Below are 17,870 nucleotides of genomic sequence, written 5' to 3'. Positions count from 1 at the left end.
CTTGATCACATTCACTTCGTCGGGCGTGAATTCGATGAAGAGTAATTCCATGATGCGCCGAGCGAACAGGTCGTCGAGGAATTCCGCGCCGTCCTGCGAACCGGGGTCACGGCGCCCGTACGAAAGATCCGGCGCTCCGGCCGGCGCCTTTCCTTTCGGTCTCCAGGGCCCGCCGCGGATCACGTCCGCGAGTTGGTCGCCGTCCGCGTCGGCCCGGCCGTTCGGCGCCCGGCTCGACAGGGTCGCGGCTCGCACGTCCCACGCGTGTCCGGCCGCCTGCAGTGCGGAGCGGGACTGTGCCACGTCCTCCTCGGTCAGTTCCCCGAGGACCCGGTCGTCCCGCAAACGCCACTGGCAGACTCCGCAGAACTCACCGACTTCCCCGGGAGTTCTGCACACAGGGCATGCCTGATCGACATGAGATTCCGTCACCCCACTCCCCCCGATACGACAGCCGAAGATCTCTGCGGGCCGTCGCTTGATCCCCCTGAGCGTCGTAGCGGATCCCCATCCGCACGCACGCCAGCCAGAAGCACTCGCTCCGGAGGGCCTCATGATGGCACAAGTGCAGGCGGTGGGATGCCCTTTGGCGGGGAATTCCGGAACTGCAACACGCCAGTACGGGGAACTTTTGTTCCTTTTTCCGGTTGGGGCGGATCGCTCTTCCGTTACGGGAGTGACTCAGGGGACGGTCTTGTCGCCCTGTACCGCCACGCGTGCATGCCGAGCGCGCGGAGAAAGCGGCGGATTCAGCCGAGGCAGACCGGGCCGCCGTCGAGGCCTACGTCTACGACCAGCTCGGCGAGAAGATCAAAAAGTCCTACTGCTCACAGTGCCCCTTCAGCGGGGTCTGTGCCTCCCGCGACCGGCCCGAGGAGCGACTGCGCGAACACCCGCACGTCGCCGCCGAGGTTGTCGTCGCCCAGTTTTTCTGAGTTGTTGCTGTGGCTGTGAGCTGGGGTTTCTCAGTTCTTCTGGGTGATGCGCGTGGTGCCTGGGGGTGCTCGGAGAGTGGGGTGGGCGGGATGGTGTCTGTCTGACCTGTGCCTACGCGGGTGTGCTCAGGTTGATTGAGCGTGGTGCAGTTCCAGTGAGCTGCTACTTGATGGGACAGGTCAGGTAGTGTCGGGGTTGGTGAGGGTGACGCGGGTGGCTTTGCTGGCGGTGGTGGTGGGTGGCAGGACTCGGACGTGGATGAAGTAGACGCGTACACCGGATAGTTCGGCATACGGGGGCCATGCGCCGGGGGCGCCGTCGGCGGGCAGGTCGAGAAGCTTGTCGGTGATGTTGTAGATGACTAGGTAGGCGGTGTGCTGCCCGTAGTCGGGGGCGTACTTGATGATCTGGTGCACGCCTTTGACGATGTAGCCCTTGCCGCGTCCTTGGCCGTCGAAGATCTTGCCGTCGCAGACGAGGGGGTCGCGGCCGTCGAGGTCGCCGATGAGGTCGGCTTCGCCGGAGGCTGAGCGCGGTTTGGCGTGGGTGATGTGGTCGCCTTCGAGGAAGAGGAAGCGCTGCAGGCCGAGGTTGTAGATCTCTTCGCCGTTGGCGCGGTCCGCTTCGAAGCGGGTGTACAGCTCTTCGCGGTCGAACCATTCGATGCGGGTGCGGTAGCGCTCGAGGGTGTGCAGGATGCTGCTTTCGGCGCCGACGCGTTCGCTGAGGTAGTCGAAGCAGGGCTGGAGGATGTCCTCGGCGAACTCCCGCCAGCTGTCCTGGACGTTCCTGGCCGAGTTCAACGCCGCCGACCGCGGGCACGACACGCCCGCCGGGGCGTCCGTGTGGTTCTCCCGGCGGCTCGTGCAGCTGGGGGCCGACGCCGTCGAGCGGGGCATCGCCCCCGGCTCGCCGGACGCGGCCGAGGTGCTGAGCGCCCTGCTGGGCGACGCCGACCCGGCGACCGTGCTCATCCGGCTGCGGTCGCACGCCACTCACCGGGTCGCCCGGTACCGCGAGTTGCTCGCCGTCGTGAAGGGCGCCGGACCCGAGGCCGCCTACCGGGCGGAGTTCGCCTGGGGTGGTCGCCGCGCTGGAGGCGCACACGGCCGGTTAATCTGACCTGCGTCATACCTGCGTCAGCAGGACGTACAGCACGAGATGAGGGGCGGATCGGTGGCGGACATCGAGGAAGCGCGCAAGCAGTTCGAGCGGATCGATACGGACGGTGACGGATTCATCACCGCTGCCGAGTTCAAGGCCGCCCTGGCCGGGTCGGGTGACTGGAACGTCACCGAGTCGGTCGCCGAGGTCGTCATCAAGACCCGCGACCTCGACGGCGACAAGCGGCTGAGCTTCGACGAGTTCTGGGACTACCTGAACAAGTAGCCCGCCCGGGCGCAGCAGCCAGCGAAGGGGCCCGGTCCGCAACCGCCGGACCGGGCCCCTCGCCGTGCCCGGAGGGGCGTGCACGTCACCCGTGTCCAGGCCCGGAATAGCCCATCCGCCCCGGAGGTTGACGCCGCTCACGAAGGCTTCACGCGGCGCTGTTCTTCTCCGGAAGGACCAGGCGAGGGCATGCGGCGTCCCCGGAGCGCACGCCGGAGTTCAGCGGCTAGCGCGGATCAGGCGGCTTCCGCCCATCTCCGCAGCGCGGCCTCGCTCTCGAAGTCGGCCACGTTCTTGTCGAGCGGGTCGTCGGTGTACTGGTGGAAGCGCCACTTCGCCTTGATGCGGGGTTTGCCCGCCGAGACGTAGTCGGCGATCCACAGCGCGTCGCCCGCGTAGGAGGTCGTGTCGACGTTCAGCCAGAAATTCCGGTTGCAGTAGAGCACCACCCGGTTGTCCGGCCGCAGGTCCTTCACCTTCCGTAGGAACCGGTCCTTCTCGGCGTTGCTCGCGTGTGTTCCGTCGCCGGTCGTCTCCCAGTCGACGGCGAGGATGTCGCCCGCCCGGTCCGGGGCCTTGCTCACGAAGTACTCCGCCTGGGCGGTGAGGTTGCCGGGCCACAGGAAGTGGTAGAAGCCGACGACCAGCCCGGCGTCCCGGGCCCGCTTGGTCTGGGCGGCGAGTTTGGGATTGACGTAGGAGCGCCCCTCCGTCGCCTTGACGAAGACGAAGGAGAGACCGTCGGTGCCGTAGGTGGAGGACTGGTAGGCGCTCACATCGATACCGCGCAGCATGGGGGGCTCCCTGAAGTGCTGTGGGGATGGGAGTTGGTGTCCACCACCCTGGCACGGCCTGCCGTGGGGATGACGTGGAAACGTCAACTTGGGTGAACCCTGGGACGGGTGTCCGCCGCCGTCTCGGTGATCCGGTCCGCCAGACCTGATCGTGTTGACCGCCCTCGGCAGGCAGTGCTGGAGTCGGCACGTGGACAGCATCCCCGCCAACCGGCGGCTCTGGAACCGGATCAGCAGCGCCTACCAGTACGAGCACGACCCGCAGATCGGTGCCGCACCCCGGCTGTGGGGCATGTACTCCATCCCCGACGCGCACCTGCGCGCCCTGGGCGACGTCACCGGCAAGCGCGTCCTCGAACTCGGCTGCGGCGCCGGCCAGTGGTCCAGGGCGCTCGCCGCCGAGGGTGCCACCGTGGTCGGGCTCGACCTGTCCGAATCCCAACTCGCCGCTGCGTCCCGCGCGATGGGAGCGGCCCGCTACCCGCTGGTGCAGGGCGCCGCCGAACAACTCCCCTTCGCCGCCGACAGCTTCGACCTGGTGTTCTGCGACTTCGGTGGGCTCAGCTGGGCGCCCCCGCACCTGGCCGTCCCGCAGGCCGCACGCGTCCTCGCCCGAGGCGGGCGCCTGGTGTTCAACGTCGCCAGCCCATGGTTCGAAGCGTGCTACGACGAAGCCGCCGGCCGCGTGACGACGACGCTGCAGCAGGACTACTTCGGGCTGAACACCATCGCCGAAGGCGACGGTGCGACCAGCTATCAGCTCACCTACGGCGACTGGGTCAAGGTCCTGCGCGGCGCGGGTCTCATCATCGACGACCTCATCGAGCCGCGGCCCGAACCCGGAACACGCAACGGCTACAACGAAACCGACCCACCCGACTGGGCACACCGCTGGCCGGCGGAACTGCTCTGGGTAACCCACAAACCGTGACCCCCAAACCGTGAGTTCCGCCGCGCCGGCACGTGAAGGCACCCTCGCCGCCGGACACGGCCTAGCACTCGATGATGTTCACCGCCAGCCCGCCCCGGGCCGTCTCCTTGTACTTCACCGACATGTCCGCGCCGGTGTCCTTCATCGTCTTGATGACCTTGTCCAGGGACACCTTGTGGGAGCCGTCGCCGCGCATCGCCATGCGGGCGGCCGTGACGGCCTTGACCGCGGCCATGCCGTTGCGTTCGATGCAGGGGATCTGGACCAGGCCGCCGACCGGGTCGCAGGTGAGCCCGAGGTTGTGCTCCATGCCGATCTCGGCGGCGTTCTCGACCTGCTCGGGCGAGCCGCCGAGGACCTCGGCCAGGGCGCCCGCGGCCATCGAGCAGGCGGAGCCGACCTCGCCCTGGCAGCCGACCTCGGCGCCGGAGATGGAGGCGTTCTCCTTGAAGAGCATGCCGATCGCGCCCGCGGCGAGCAGGAAGCGGACCACGCCCTCCTCGTCGGCGCCCGGCACGAAGTTCATGTAGTAGTGCAGGACCGCCGGGATGATGCCGGCGGCGCCGTTGGTGGGGGCGGTGACGACCCGGCCGCCGGCGGCGTTCTCCTCGTTGACCGCCATGGCGTAGAGGGTGATCCACTCCATGGAGAGGGCCAGCGGGTCGCCCTCGGAGCGCAGCTTGCGCGCGGTGTTCGCGGCCCGGCGGCGCACCTTGAGACCGCCGGGCAGGATGCCCTCCTGGGACAGTCCGCGCGCCACGCAGTCCCGCATGACCTGCCAGATCTCCAGCAGGCCTGCGCGGATTTCCTCCTCGGTGCGCCAGGCCCGCTCGTTCTCCAGCATCAGCGCGGAGATGGACAGGCCCGTCTCCTCGGTCAGGCGCAGCAGCTCGTCACCCGTGCGGAAGGGGTACTTCAGCACGGTGTCGTCGAGCTTGATGCGGTCCGCCCCGACTGCATCCTCGTCGACGACGAAACCGCCGCCGACCGAGTAGTACGTCTTCGTCAGCAGCTCCGCGCCCGAGGCGTCGTACGCCCACAGCGTCATGCCGTTCGCGTGGTACGGCAGGGCCTTGCGGCGGTGCAGGACCATGTCGTCGTCGAAGGAGAACGCGATCTCGTGCTCGCCGAGCAGGTTCAGCCGCCCGCCGGTCCTGATCGCCTCCACCCGCTCGTCCGCGCTCGCCACGTCGACCGTGCGGGGCGAGTCGCCCTCCAGGCCGAGCAGCACCGCCTTGGGCGTGCCGTGGCCGTGGCCGGTGGCGCCGAGCGAGCCGTACAGCTCCGAGCGGACCGAGGCGACGGACCCCAGAAGCTCCTCGTTGCGCAGCCGCCGGACGAACAGGCCGGCCGCCCGCATGGGGCCGACCGTGTGGGAGCTGGACGGGCCGATGCCGATCGAGAACAGGTCGAAGACCGAGATGGCCACGGGGGAACTCCTGACTACGGGGGTGGTGCAAGGGGGTGGGTGCCGCGCCCGCTGGTTGGCGGGCGCGGCACCCGAAAGGTTTCTTCGTTACTTGTTCAGACCCGGGTACAGCGGGTGCTTGTCGGCCAGGGCCTTCACCCGGGCCTTGAGGGCCTGCGCGTCATAGGCGGGCTTCAGCGCTTCGGCGATGACGTCCGCGACCTCCGCGAAGTCCTCGGCGCCGAAGCCCCGGGTCGCCAGGGCCGGGGTGCCGATCCGCAGACCGGACGTCACCATCGGCGGACGCGGGTCGTTCGGGATCGCGTTCCGGTTGACGGTGATGCCCACCTCGTGGAGGCGGTCCTCGGCCTGCTGGCCGTCCAGCTCCGAATGGCGCAGGTCGACCAGGACCAGGTGCACGTCCGTGCCGCCGGACAGGACGTCCACGCCCACGGCCCGGACGTCGTCCTTCACCAGACGCTCGGCCAGGATGCGGGCACCCTCCAGCGTACGGCGCTGGCGCTCCTTGAAGTCCTCCGAGGCGGCGACCTTGAAGGCGACGGCCTTGGCGGCGATCACGTGCTCCAGCGGGCCGCCCTGCTGACCGGGGAAGACGGCGGAGTTGATCTTCTTGGCCAGTTCGGCCGTGGAGATGATCACACCGCCGCGGGGGCCGCCCAGGGTCTTGTGGGTGGTGGTGGTGACCACGTGGGCGTGCGGCACCGGGTTGGGGTGCAGCCCGGCCGCGACAAGACCGGCGAAGTGGGCCATGTCGACCATCAGGTACGCGCCGACCTCGTCCGCGATCCGGCGGAACGCGGCGAAGTCCAGCTGCCGCGGGTAGGCCGACCAGCCGGCGACGATCAGCTTCGGCTTGGACTCCTTGGCCAGCCGCTCGACCTCGGCCATGTCGACCCGGCCGTCGTCGCCCACGTGGTAGGCGACGACGTCGTAGAGCTTGCCGGAGAAGTTGATCTTCATGCCGTGGGTCAGGTGCCCGCCGTGCGCCAGGTTCAGCCCCATGATGGTGTCGCCAGGCTTGAGCAGCGCGAACATCGCGGCCGCGTTGGCCTGGGCGCCCGAGTGCGGCTGGACGTTGGCGTGCTCGGCGCCGAACAGCTCCTTGATGCGGTCGATCGCGATCTGCTCGACCACGTCGACGTGCTCGCAGCCGCCGTAGTAGCGGCGGCCCGGGTAGCCCTCGGCGTACTTGTTGGTGAGGACCGAGCCCTGCGCCTCCATGACCGCGACCGGAGCGAAGTTCTCCGAGGCGATCATCTCCAGCGTGGACTGCTGGCGGTGCAGTTCGGCGTCGACCGCGGCGGCGACCGCCGGGTCGAGCTCGTGCAGGGGTGTGTTCAGGACGGACATACGACTCCCTCAGCCCGCGGAGAACGCGGTGTACTCGTCGGCGGAGAGCAGGTCGGCCGGCTCGTCCGTGATCCGCACCTTGAACAGCCAGCCGCCCTCGAAGGGGGCCGAGTTCACCAGCGACGGGTCGTTCACGACGTCCACGTTGACCTCGGTGACCTCACCGGAGACGGGGGAGTACAGGTCGGACACCGACTTGGTCGACTCCAGCTCGCCGCAGGTCTCGCCGGCGGACACGGAGTCACCGACCTCGGGAAGCTGGACGAACACAACATCGCCGAGCGCGTTGGCCGCGTGCTCCGTGATGCCGACCGCCGAGACGCCGTCCTCGGCGGCCGACAGCCACTCGTGCTCCTTGCTGTAGCGCAGCTCTTTGGGGTTGATCATGGCCTGGATTCTCCTGTACGCGCGGGAGTGCTGTGGAAGGGGGGACTGCTGGTGAGCTGGGACGACGGGCACGAGGCGCTGCCCGCGGCCCTTCGGCCAGTGTCTACTTCTGACGCTTGTAGAACGGCAGCGCCACGACCTCGTACGGCTCGTGACTGCCCCGGATGTCCACGCCCACGCCGGCCGAGCCGGGAGCGGCGTGCGCGGCGTCGACGTACGCCATTGCGATCGGCTTGCCGAGGGTGGGGGAGGGGGCTCCGGAGGTGACCTCGCCGATCACCTCGCCGCCGGCGACGACCGCGTACCCGGCACGCGGCACCCGGCGGCCCTCGGCGACGAGCCCGACCAGCACGCGCGGCGGGTTCTGCCCGGCGCGGGCGGCGGCCTCGCGCAGGGCCTCGCGGCCCACGAAGTCGCCCTCCTTCTCGAACTTCACCACCCGGCCGAGCCCGGCGTCGAAGGGCGTGAGGGAGGTCGTCAGCTCGTGCCCGTACAGCGGCATGCCCGCCTCCAGGCGCAGCGTGTCGCGGCAGGACAGCCCGCAGGGGACCAGCCCGGCGCCCTCGCCGGCCTTGGTCAGGGCCTGCCACAGCTCGACGGCGTGCTCGGGCTTCACGAACAGCTCGAAGCCGTCCTCACCGGTGTAACCGGTCCGGGCGATCAGGGCCGGCACGCCCGCGACCGTGCCGGGCAGCCCGGCGTAGTACTTCAGGCCGTCGAGGTCGGCGTCGGTCAGGGACGCCAGGATCCCGGGCGCCTGAGGGCCCTGGACGGCGATCAGCGCGTAGGCGTCCCGGTCGTCGCGCACCTCGGCGTCGAAGCCGGCGGCGCGCTCGGTCAGCGCGTCCAGGACGACCTGCGCGTTGGAGGCGTTGGCGACCACCATGTACTCGGTCTCGCCCAGGCGGTAGACGATCAGGTCGTCCAGGATGCCGCCGTCGGCCCGGCAGATCATGGTGTAGCGGGCGCGGCCCGGCTTCACAGCGCCGATGTTGCCCACCAGGGCGAAGTCCAGCAGCGCGGCGGCCTGCGGGCCGGTGACGGTGATCTCACCCATGTGGGAGAGGTCGAAGAGGCCGGCCTTCGTGCGCACGGCGAGGTGCTCGTCGCGCTCGGAGCCGTAGCGCAGGGGCATGTCCCAGCCGGCGAAGTCGGTCATCGTCGCGCCGAGCGAACGATGCAGGGCATCGAGCGTGGTACGGCGGGGTTCTGTACTGCTCATCGGACGGTTGTCTCCCAAGGCATGACGGGCGAGGTCGTTCCTCCCCATCTGTCATCGGAACCTGAGAGGTTCGCCATGACCGCGCTGGTCCATGGCTTGCACCTTGGGTGGAGCCGGCCTGCCGGGGCAGGGGAGGGCCCGCTTTTCAGATGTGCCTCGCCCGCGCGGTAACGGGGCCTGAGAGATTCAAGGGAGGGACTTGCTCCTTCGGCGCCCCAGCTCTTGCGGTGCTGGGGACTCTCCCGCGCGGATTCAAACGGCCGGTATGCAGTTGGCGCGCACATCATTGCACGCATCCTTCCGGCGCGGCAGGGGGACCTTTCCCAGGGAGTGCACGAGTCCCGCCCGCCGGACACGGCGACCTGTAGCAGCCCTGTTGCAGGACAAGAACGTAAATGAGAGGCCTGCGGCATTACCTTCTCTTTACACTCGGCGGGGATGGGACTCCGTACCTGGCCCCAGGGGAGGACGATCACGGTGAACAGGACCACCGCGTACGCGACGACGGGCATCGCGCTGCCCGAGCAGCCGGCCACTCCGGCCCGGGCGGTCCGCGCCCCGGCGCCGGCACCGGTCGTCCGTGATCTGCGCGACCGCGCCGGCCGCAGCCCGCACGCGCTGCTGTTCGGCCCCCGCGACCTCGTCGCCGTCACGGGCCTGCCCGGCAGCGGCAAGTCCACGCTGATGCGGCGCACCGTGCCGGGCCGGCGCATCGACTCCCAGGACACCCGGGACCGCTGGGCCCGCCGCATGCCACGCGCCGTGCCGTACGCGCTCTACCGCCCGCTCGTCCGCCTCTCCCACTACGCCGGGCTGCGCCGCGCCCTGCGCACCGGCGAGGGCGTCGTCGTGCACGACTGCGGCACCCAGGCCTGGGTCCGCCGCTGGCTCGCCCGCGAGGCCCGCCGCCGGGGCGGCACGCTCCACCTGCTCCTCCTCGACGTCACCCCCGAGCAGGCCCTGGCCGGCCAGCGCGACCGGGGCCGCGGCGTCTCGCGCTACGCGTTCCTGCGCCACCGCGCGGCCAGCACCCGCCTCCTGCGCGCGGTGGAACGAGGCGACCTCCCCTCCGGCTGCGGCTCGGCGGTCCTCGCCGACCGCGACGCGGCGAACGCCCTCCAGAGAATCGGTTTCACGGGCTGAGGGGCAGGGGCGAGGGGACGGGCCCTCCCCAGCCCTGCCGCCCCACCTCCCGCAGCCGTTAGCCTTTGAGCCACAGCAGTGGTTCCAGGCAGGCGGTAGGCAGATGGACATCCCGGCGGGCTTCTCCGCGGACTTCCCGGCGCAGACGCAGACCCACCCGCACGGCGGTTGGCCCGGCAACGAGCTGGAGGAGGTGCTCTCGGCCTCCCTCGGCGCGGGCCCGGCGGCCGGCGGGCGGATCGTCGAGGTGCTCGGCCGGAGCTTCGTGTGGATTCCGCTGCCCAGCGGCGGCGGCCCGCACAGCGGCCCCCTCGACCTGCCCGGCATCGAGATCGACGGCCAGGCGTTCGTGCCGGTGTTCAGCTCCGAGGAGCAGTTCCGCCAGGTCGTCGGCTCCCACATGTCGTACACCATCGCGCCCGCCGTGGAGTTCGCCCGCGGCCTGCCCCCGCACGCGGGCATCGCCGTCAACCCGGGCGGCGTGGTCGGCATCCCGCTCCCGCCGCCCGCGGTGGCCGAACTGTGCCGGGCCGGCCGGACCCCGCTGGACGGCCCGGCGAGCGGCGGCCGGGTCCGCCTCTTCGAGCCGGACTGGCAGGAGGACCCGGTGGACTTCCTCGCCGCCGCCTCCGCGGAATTCGAGGCGACCGGTGTCGTCGTCACGGCCCGCCGCTGCCTCGCGGCCATCGAGACCGCCGAGCCGGTGATGTTCGTCGGCGTCGAACTCTCCCAGTGGGAAGGCGACCTGCGCGCCCTCCCCCTGGACGCCCTCACCCGCGCCGTCAGCGCGTCCCCGGCCCCCTGGCCGGTGAACCTGGTACTCCTCGACGTCACGGAGGACCCGGTGGGCAATTGGATGCGGGACCGGGTCCGGCCCTTCTTCCAGCGTTAGGGCAGCGCCTCAGGGGCGCGGGGAACTGCGCGACAAGCCAAGACGCAGCCGCACTCGCCGAACGAGGGCAACCCCCGACCCGGTGGGCGGGCTTAAGCTAGGGCACCGTCGAGGCGTTGTACGAAGGGGCGGTAAAGGTGAGCGCGAGCGGCACGGCCGCGGCCGGACAGGTCGAGCACATGCTGCGCCAGGTCACGCCCGGGCGTTACGACGCCTACGAGGCTCTCCTGCGCGCGCTCGCGACCCCGCACACCGGCCAGATCTGGATGCTGCTGTGGCACGGCCAGGCCGGCTCCCCGGACGCCCAGTACGGAAACATGGACGTCGACGGCTTCGGCTACGCCCCCTGCGTGACCTCTGCCCAGGAGCTCTCCGCCAGCGGCTGGAACCGCTCCTACGAGGTGGTCGACGGCGTTGACGTCGCCCGTGCGCTCTACCCCGACCACTACGGCCTCTGGCTCAATCCGCACGCGCCCGGCGGCGGCGTCGGCATCCCGTGGCTCGACCTGCGCCGGATCGCCACCGGCCTGGACCGCCAGCCGGCCGGCCCGCTGCGGCTGTCCGAACCCGCCATCGAGATCCCGCAGTTCTACGCCCTGCTCGCGCATAACGCCCACCGCACCCCCGCGGTCCGCTCGCTGCGCCGCGCCTGGGTGCAGCCCGCGCTCGGGGCGCCGTACCTCGCCATCGGACTGGACGTGTACGACACCTCGCCGCCGGCCGTGGACTCCGTGCGCGCGATGATGCAGCAGTCCCTCGGCGCCGTGCCGGACGGGCTCCCCGTGTCGACGGTCGCCATGTCCGACGAGCACGACCCGGTCGCCATGTGGCTGCGCGCGACCGCGCGCCCCTTCTACGACCGCGAGGCCCACGCCACCGCACCCGTCCAGGCCCCGGCCTCCGGCTACGGATACCCGCCGGCCCAAGGCCGGTACTGACCGGCCGGAAGGCGCCCCCGGCGGCCTCTCCCGCACCCCTCCCCGAAGGTGACAACCACTCAGCTCTCCGCGCGTAGATCGGGGCAGGTTGATCGCTTATGTCCTAAAGTGCCCTTGTCCTCGCGCGTCCGACCCGTGTTACCCGCTGTCCGGATAACGGAACCCCCCAGACAGCATCACGTTTACGCATCCTTTCACCGCCAAGTCTGGCAACTGATCGCCAAAGCGTTGAAGACTCCCCGCAAGACACAGGCCGGGTCGGTCCCGTGTACGAGACAAACAAACCGCTACAGCGGCAGCCAGGGGGTCGGCGATCGCCGGCCCGAGAGGGGTCAATCGCACCGTGACCGCACCGATCGAGACCACCGGGGCGGAAGCCGGAGCACAGCCCGAGGCCGTGCTCTCCGGGGTCAAGAAGAGCCAGATCGAAGGGCGCTCGCTCACCCAGATCGCCTGGATGCGCTTCAAGCGGGACAAGGTGGCGATGGCGGGAGGCGTCGTCGTCATCCTGCTCACGCTGATGGCGGTGTTCTCCAAGCCGATCCAGTGGATCTTCAACCTCGATCCCAACAAGTTCAACCAGGACCTCATCGACCCCGCGCTGCTCGCCCCCAAGGGCGGCTGGGGTGGGATGAGCTGGGACCACCCGCTCGGCGTGGACCCCCAGTACGGCCGGGACATGCTCGCCCGCATCATCGACGGCTCCTGGGTCTCCCTGCTGGTGGCGGGCGGCGCCACGCTGCTGTCCGTGTGCATCGGCACCGTGCTCGGTGTCGTCGCCGGCTACTACGGCGGCTGGATCGACAGCGTCATCAGCAGGCTGATGGACACCTTCCTGGCCTTCCCCCTGCTGCTGTTCGCCATCTCCATCTCCGCCTCCGTGCAGGACGGGTTCTTCGGCCTCGAAGGCCTGCCGCTGCGCATCTGCGTGCTGATCTTCGTGATCGGCTTCTTCAGCTGGCCGTACATCGGCCGCATCGTGCGCGCCCAGACGATGACCCTGCGCAAGCGGGAGTTCATCGAGGCGGCCACGAGCCTCGGGGCGCGCGGCCCGTACGTCCTGTTCCGGGAGCTCCTCCCGAACCTCGTCGCGCCGATCCTCGTCTACGCGACGCTGATCATCCCGACGAACATCCTGTTCGAGGCCGCGCTGAGCTTCCTCGGCGTCGGTATCGCTCCGCCGCAGGCCTCCTGGGGCGGCATGCTCAGCAACGCTGTGGATCTCTACACGGCTGATCCGCAGTACATGTTCGTGCCCGGACTGGCGATCTTCATCACCGTCCTGGCCTTCAACCTGCTGGGTGACGGGCTGCGTGACGCCCTCGACCCTCGCAGCAAGTGATCCATCGAATGAGGGGGCTTCCTCAGGTGAAGACGAGAAGGGTGACCGCCGGCGTTGCGTCGGTCCTGGCACTGTCGCTGGGTGCTGCCGCGTGCGGCGGCGGCGGTGACGACAACGACGGGGGAGGCAACGGCAAGAAGGACGCCGCGCTGAACTCGATCGTCAACGCGTCGGACAAGAAGGGAGGGACGGCCACGTACGAGCACTCGGACGTGCCGGACTCCCTCGACCCGGGCAACACGTACTACGGCTGGGTCCAGAACTTCTCCCGCCTCTACGGCCGGACGCTCACCACGTTCAAGCCGGCGGCGGGCAAGGAAGGCCTGGAGGTCGTGCCGGACCTCGCCGAGGGGCTCGGCAAGTCCAGCCCGGACGCCAAGACCTGGACGTACAAGCTGCGTGCGGGTGTGAAGTTCCAGGACGGCACCCCGGTGACGTCCAAGGACGTGAAGTACGCCATCGAGCGCTCCAACTTCGCGCCCGAGGCGCTGTCCAACGGCCCGACCTACTTCAAGGCGTACCTTGAGGGCGGCGACAAGTACAAGGGCCCGTACAAGGACAAGTCCGCCGAGGGCATCAAGTCCATCGAGACGCCGGACGACCGGACGATCGTCTTCAAGCTGAAGCAGCCGTTCGCCGACTTCGACTACCTGGCGACGTTCTCGCAGACGGCCCCCGTGCCGAAGGCGAAGGACACCGGTGCGAAGTACGTCCAGGCCATCCAGTCCTCCGGCCCGTACCAGTTCCAGTCCTACGAGGAGGGCCGCGGCGCCACCCTCGTGCGCAACCCGCAGTGGGACGCCAAGACGGACCCGATCCGCAAGGCCCTGCCGGACAAGATCACGATCAAGTTCAAGGTCAACCCGGTCACGGTCGACAACAACCTAATCTCCGACAAGATCACGGCTGACGCGGCCGGCACGGGTGTGCAGCCGCAGACCCAGCCCAAGGTGCTGCGCGGCAAGCTCGCCAGCCAGACCGACAGCTCCTACGCGGGCGCCACGCAGTACATCGCGCTCAACGTGAACGTGAAGCCGTTCGACAACGCCGACTGCCGCAAGGCCGTGCAGTGGGGCCTCGACAAGCAGTCGGTGCTCGACGCCATGGGCGGCTCCCCGAAGGGCGACGTGGCGACCACGCTGCTGCCGCCGTCGGTGAACGGCTACACCAAGTTCGACACCTACGCGACCGAGGGTCACAAGGGTGACGTGGCCAAGGCCAAGGCGGCGCTGAAGGCGTGCGGCAAGCCGAACGGCTTCAACACCATCCTGACCGCCCGCTCCGACCGCCCCGCCGAGATCGCCGCGGCGACCGCCACCCAGGCGTCGCTGAAGAAGATCGGCATCAACGTCGAGATCAAGCAGTTCCCCTCCGGCAAGTACTTCTCCAACTTCGCCGGTGTCCCGAGCTACGTCCACGACAACAAGCTCGGCATGCTCTCGATGGCGTGGGGCGCCGACTGGCCGACCGGCTACGGCTTCCTCGACCAGATCGTCAACGGTGCCGCCATCAAGCCCTCCGGCGGCAACAACCTGATGGAGCTGGACGACCCGAAGATCAACAAGGCCCTGACGGACGCGATCGCCAACACCGACGACGCCGCCCGCACCAAGGCCTGGGGTGACATCGACAAGATGGTGCTCGACAACGCCTCGGTCGTCCCGCTGATCTACCGCAAGAACCTGCTGCTCCGGCCGGAGTCCGCGACGAACGTCACGGTCACGCAGGCCTACCTCGGCATGTACGACTACCTGCTGATGAGCTCCTCGAAGTAATTCAGCAGGCCGGATCCTTTCGAAAGGCAGGTGAAGGCACCGGGTGGCCGCGGCGGAGGACCCCGCCGCGGCCACCCGGGGCCGTACAGCTGTGGCTGCGTACATCCTCCGACGCGTCATGGGCGCCGTGCTGTTGCTGCTGGTGGTCAGCGCAGTCACTTTCGCCATCTTCTTCCTGGTGCCCCGCCTCGGGGGCCAGACGGCCGACCAGTTGGCCACCCAGTACGTCGGCAAGGACGCGAACCCCGAGTCCGTCGCTGCCATCAAGCAGAACCTGGGTCTGGACCAGCCGGTCTACGTCCAGTACTGGGACTTCATCAAGGGCCTCGTGGTGGGCGCCGACTACAAGTTCGGGCCTGACGCGACGCACTGCGACGCGCCCTGCTTCGGTTACTCGTTCAAGAACCACGTCGAGGTGTGGCCCCAGCTCCTGGAGCGGATCCCCGTCTCCTTCTCGCTGGCCGTCGGTGCCGCGGTGATCTGGGTGGTCTTCGGTGTCACGACCGGTGTCGTCTCGGCGCTCCGGAAGGGCAAGCCGATCGACCGCGGTGCCATGTTCATCGCCCTCGCCGGCGTTTCGCTCCCGATCTTCTTCACCGGCCAGATCCTGCTCGCGCTCTTCGTCTACGAGATCCCGATCTGGGACAGCGTCGACTACGTCCCGTTCACCGAGAACCCCGCCGAATGGGCCTGGCACCTGGTGCTGCCCTGGGTCAGCCTCGCCTTCCTCTTCTCCGCGCTCTACGCCCGGCTCACCCGGGCGGGCATGCTGGAGACGATGAACGAGGACTACATCCGAACGGCCAGGGCCAAGGGTCTGAAGGAGAGCACGGTCGTGGCCAAGCACGGCCTGCGCTCCGCGCTCACCCCGATCGTGACGATCTTCGGCATGGACTTCGGCACCCTCGTCGGCACCGCGGTGCTCACGGAGACCGTCTTCTCGCTCCAGGGCATCGGCGCCTACGCCGTCCAGTCCATCCAGACGAACGACCTGCCCATCATCATGGGCGTGACCTTGGTCGCCGCGTTCTTCATCGTCTTCTGCAATCTGATCGTCGACCTGGTGTACGCCGCCATCGACCCCCGGGTGAGGTACTCGTGAGCAAGCTCGACAAAGCCGCGCTCGGCGAACCGGACTCCACCGCCCCGTCCGTCCCGGACGACGTGTTCCTGTCCGTCCGTGATCTGCGCATCCACTTCGACACCGACGACGGTCTGGTCAAGTCCGTCGACGGCGTCAGCTTCGACGTGCGCAAGGGCAAGACCCTGGGCATCGTGGGCGAGTCAGGCTCCGGCAAGTCGGTGACCTCGCTCGGCGTGATGGGCCTGCACCGCTCGGCCCGGGCCAAGGTCTCCGGCGAGGTCTGGCTGGACGGCCAGGAGCTGATCGGGGCCGACCCGGACGTCGTACGGCGGCTGCGCGGCCGGAAGATGGCCATGATCTTCCAGGACCCGCTGTCGGCGATGCACCCCTACTACTCGGTGGGGCACCAGATCGTCGAGGCGTACCGCGTCCACCACGACGTCAGCAAGAAGGCGGCCAAGCAGCGGGCGATCGAGATGCTCGACCGCGTCGGCATCCCTGAGCCCGCCAAGCGTGTCGACGGCTACCCGCACGAGTTCTCCGGCGGTATGCGCCAGCGCGCCATGATCGCCATGTCGCTGGTGAACAACCCCGAGCTGCTCATCGCGGACGAGCCGACCACCGCCCTGGACGTCACCGTGCAGGCGCAGATCCTCGACCTGATCCGGGATCTGCAGAAGGAGTTCGGCTCCGCGGTCATCATGATCACCCACGACCTGGGCGTGGTCGCCGAGATGGCCGACGACCTGCTGGTCATGTACGGCGGCCGGTGCGTGGAGCGCGGCCCCGCCGAGGACGTGTTCTCCGAGCCCCGCCACCCCTACACCTGGGGCCTGCTCGGCTCGATGCCGCGACTGGACCGCGAGGAGACCGACCGGCTCATCCCGATCAAGGGTGCTCCGCCCTCCCTCATCAACCTCCCGTCCGGCTGCGCCTTCCACCCGCGCTGCCCGTACGCGGACATCCCGAAGGACAACGTCACCCGCACGGTCCGCCCCGAGCTGACCGAGGTCGGCGGCTCGCACTGGGCCGCCTGCCACATGACGCAGGAGCAGCGGGAGCGTATCTGGACCGAAGAGATTGCGCCGAAGCTGTGAGCGACGACAAGACGGTGAGCACACCGGACACGAGCGGGAGCACCCTCACCCAGGGCACCACCTCCGACGGCGAGGTCCTGCTGAAGGTGACCGGCCTTCAGAAGCACTTCCCCATCCGCAAGGGCCTGCTCCAGCGGCAGACCGGTGCGGTGCGTGCCGTCGACGGCATCGACTTCGAGGTGCGCAAGGGCGAGACGCTCGGCGTCGTCGGTGAGTCGGGCTGCGGCAAGTCCACCATGGGCCGGCTGATCACCCGCCTGCTCGAACCGACCGGCGGACAGGTCGAGTTCGAGGGCCAGGACATCACGCACCTGAAGACCGGCGAGCTGCGCCCGATGCGCCGCGACGTGCAGATGATCTTCCAGGATCCGTACTCCTCGCTGAACCCCCGCCACACCATCGGCACGATCGTCGGCGCCCCCTTCCGGCTCCAGGGCGTCAACCCCGAGGGCGGTGTGAAGAAGGAGGTCCAGCGGCTGCTGTCGGTGGTCGGTCTCAACCCCGAGCACTACAACCGCTACCCGCACGAGTTCTCCGGCGGCCAGCGCCAGCGCATCGGCATCGCCCGTGCGCTCGCGCTCAACCCGAAGCTGGTCGTGGCGGACGAGCCGGTCTCCGCGCTGGACGTGTCGATCCAGGCGCAGGTGGTGAACCTGCTGGACGACCTCCAGGAGGAGCTGGGCCTGACGTACGTGATCATCGCGCACGACCTGTCGGTGGTCCGGCACGTCTCCGACCGGATCGCGGTGATGTACCTCGGCAAGATCGTCGAGCTGGCCGACCGCGACAAGCTGTACAAGTCGCCGATGCACCCGTACTCCAAGGCGCTGCTGTCGGCCGTGCCGATCCCGGACCCCAAGCGCCGGGGCGTCAAGAGCGAGCGCATCCTGCTCAAGGGCGACGTGCCCTCGCCGATCGCCCCGCCGAGCGGCTGCCGCTTCCACACGCGGTGCTGGAAGGCGACGGAGATCTGCAAGACGACCGAGCCGCCGCTCAAGGAGCTGCGGGCCGGGCAGCAGGTCGCCTGTCACCACCCGGAGAACTTCGAGGACCAGCAGCCGCAGGACACCAAGCTGCTGTCCTCGGCCAAGGAGATCGTCTCCGAGCCCGTCGAGAAGTAGTCCGGCCCGAGCCCCCGCCCCGTACATGGGGGGCGGGGGC

Annotated in this window: 18 protein-coding genes and 2 riboswitches; of the genes, 12 read left to right on the top strand and 6 right to left on the bottom strand. The window is 69.3% G+C overall.

Features of this window, described 5'->3' with window-relative positions; all coding sequences use genetic code 11:
- The first annotated feature begins 716 nt into the window (after window positions 1–716).
- Window positions 717–935 carry a hypothetical protein gene (locus OO68_RS34950; protein ID WP_033313319.1) on the top strand — a complete coding sequence of 73 codons (219 nt, stop codon included), beginning with the start codon at window positions 717–719 and terminating at the stop codon, window positions 933–935.
- A 180-nt stretch (window positions 936–1,115) separates the two neighbouring features.
- Here the strand turns inward: OO68_RS34950 and OO68_RS43240 are convergent, their stop codons facing one another.
- Window positions 1,116–1,739: a hypothetical protein gene (locus tag OO68_RS43240; protein ID WP_033313318.1), complete on the bottom strand. Its 624-nt coding sequence runs from the start codon at window positions 1,737–1,739 to the stop codon at window positions 1,116–1,118.
- On the opposite strand from OO68_RS43240, the gene OO68_RS34940 reads away from it, so the two are divergent.
- Together OO68_RS34940 and OO68_RS34935 are read left to right on the top strand one after the other, a co-directional pair.
- Window positions 1,687–2,058, top strand: coding sequence for a hypothetical protein (locus tag OO68_RS34940; protein ID WP_033313315.1), 372 nt, complete (start codon window positions 1,687–1,689; stop codon window positions 2,056–2,058). The genes OO68_RS43240 and OO68_RS34940 overlap by 53 nt on opposite strands.
- A gap of 54 nt (window positions 2,059–2,112) precedes the next feature.
- Entirely contained in the window at window positions 2,113–2,325 is a 213-nt protein-coding gene (locus tag OO68_RS34935) for an EF-hand domain-containing protein (protein ID WP_033313313.1), read from the top strand.
- A 236-nt stretch (window positions 2,326–2,561) separates the two neighbouring features.
- Here OO68_RS34935 and OO68_RS34930 read toward each other — a convergent pair whose 3' ends face one another.
- On the bottom strand, window positions 2,562–3,119 hold the full coding sequence (locus tag OO68_RS34930) for a glycoside hydrolase family 25 protein (RefSeq protein ID WP_033313311.1): 558 nt from the start codon (window positions 3,117–3,119) through the stop codon (window positions 2,562–2,564).
- 190 nt (window positions 3,120–3,309) lie between these two features.
- Between OO68_RS34930 and OO68_RS34925 the strand changes: the two genes are divergently transcribed.
- A complete protein-coding gene (locus OO68_RS34925; RefSeq protein WP_033313310.1) occupies window positions 3,310–4,050 on the top strand; it encodes a class I SAM-dependent methyltransferase in 741 nt (246 codons plus the stop codon).
- A gap of 61 nt (window positions 4,051–4,111) precedes the next feature.
- Here OO68_RS34925 and OO68_RS34920 read toward each other — a convergent pair whose 3' ends face one another.
- The 4 genes from OO68_RS34920 to gcvT form a co-directional block, all read right to left on the bottom strand.
- Complete coding sequence (locus tag OO68_RS34920; protein WP_033313309.1) at window positions 4,112–5,479, bottom strand: L-serine ammonia-lyase; 1,368 nt, start codon at window positions 5,477–5,479, stop codon at window positions 4,112–4,114.
- Window positions 5,480–5,566: 87 nt separating this feature from the next.
- Window positions 5,567–6,829 (bottom strand): serine hydroxymethyltransferase, encoded by a 1,263-nt coding sequence (glyA, locus tag OO68_RS34915; RefSeq protein ID WP_033313308.1) that lies wholly within the window; start codon window positions 6,827–6,829, stop codon window positions 5,567–5,569.
- Window positions 6,830–6,838: 9 nt separating this feature from the next.
- Window positions 6,839–7,216, bottom strand: a complete 378-nt coding sequence (gene gcvH / locus OO68_RS34910) for a glycine cleavage system protein GcvH (RefSeq protein ID WP_033313307.1) — start codon at window positions 7,214–7,216, stop codon at window positions 6,839–6,841.
- 103 nt (window positions 7,217–7,319) lie between these two features.
- Window positions 7,320–8,438, bottom strand: coding sequence for a glycine cleavage system aminomethyltransferase GcvT (gene gcvT / locus OO68_RS34905; RefSeq protein ID WP_033313306.1), 1,119 nt, complete (start codon window positions 8,436–8,438; stop codon window positions 7,320–7,322).
- Window positions 8,439–8,476: 38 nt separating this feature from the next.
- Window positions 8,477–8,593: riboswitch (glycine riboswitch) on the bottom strand.
- Window positions 8,594–8,693: riboswitch (glycine riboswitch) on the bottom strand. It lies immediately after the preceding riboswitch.
- Window positions 8,694–8,915: 222 nt separating this feature from the next.
- Here gcvT and OO68_RS34900 point away from each other — a divergent pair.
- From OO68_RS34900 to OO68_RS34865, 8 genes are all read left to right on the top strand, one after another.
- Complete coding sequence (locus OO68_RS34900) at window positions 8,916–9,581, top strand: AAA family ATPase (RefSeq protein ID WP_033313305.1); 666 nt, start codon at window positions 8,916–8,918, stop codon at window positions 9,579–9,581.
- Window positions 9,582–9,684: 103 nt separating this feature from the next.
- Window positions 9,685–10,473, top strand: a complete 789-nt coding sequence (locus OO68_RS34895) for an enhanced serine sensitivity protein SseB (RefSeq protein WP_033313304.1) — start codon at window positions 9,685–9,687, stop codon at window positions 10,471–10,473.
- Between the two features lie 137 nt (window positions 10,474–10,610).
- Entirely contained in the window at window positions 10,611–11,411 is an 801-nt protein-coding gene (locus OO68_RS34890) for an enhanced serine sensitivity protein SseB C-terminal domain-containing protein (protein ID WP_033313302.1), read from the top strand.
- A 343-nt stretch (window positions 11,412–11,754) separates the two neighbouring features.
- Complete coding sequence (locus OO68_RS34885) at window positions 11,755–12,753, top strand: ABC transporter permease (RefSeq protein ID WP_033313301.1); 999 nt, start codon at window positions 11,755–11,757, stop codon at window positions 12,751–12,753.
- 8 nt (window positions 12,754–12,761) lie between these two features.
- Window positions 12,762–14,528, top strand: coding sequence for an ABC transporter substrate-binding protein (locus OO68_RS34880; RefSeq protein ID WP_209442650.1), 1,767 nt, complete (start codon window positions 12,762–12,764; stop codon window positions 14,526–14,528).
- 91 nt (window positions 14,529–14,619) lie between these two features.
- A complete protein-coding gene (locus OO68_RS34875; RefSeq protein WP_033313390.1) occupies window positions 14,620–15,630 on the top strand; it encodes an ABC transporter permease in 1,011 nt (336 codons plus the stop codon).
- Window positions 15,627–16,709, top strand: a complete 1,083-nt coding sequence (locus OO68_RS34870) for an ABC transporter ATP-binding protein (RefSeq protein WP_033313297.1) — start codon at window positions 15,627–15,629, stop codon at window positions 16,707–16,709. Before OO68_RS34875 ends, OO68_RS34870 begins: the two co-directional genes overlap by 4 nt.
- Window positions 16,706–17,830 (top strand): ABC transporter ATP-binding protein, encoded by a 1,125-nt coding sequence (locus OO68_RS34865; protein ID WP_033313295.1) that lies wholly within the window; start codon window positions 16,706–16,708, stop codon window positions 17,828–17,830. Before OO68_RS34870 ends, OO68_RS34865 begins: the two co-directional genes overlap by 4 nt.
- The last annotated feature ends 40 nt before the right edge of the window (window positions 17,831–17,870 follow it).

The organism is Streptomyces iakyrus, assembly GCF_000717055.1.
Classification (GTDB): domain Bacteria; phylum Actinomycetota; class Actinomycetes; order Streptomycetales; family Streptomycetaceae; genus Streptomyces; species Streptomyces iakyrus.
This window is presented reverse-complemented; position numbering and strand designations above follow the sequence as displayed.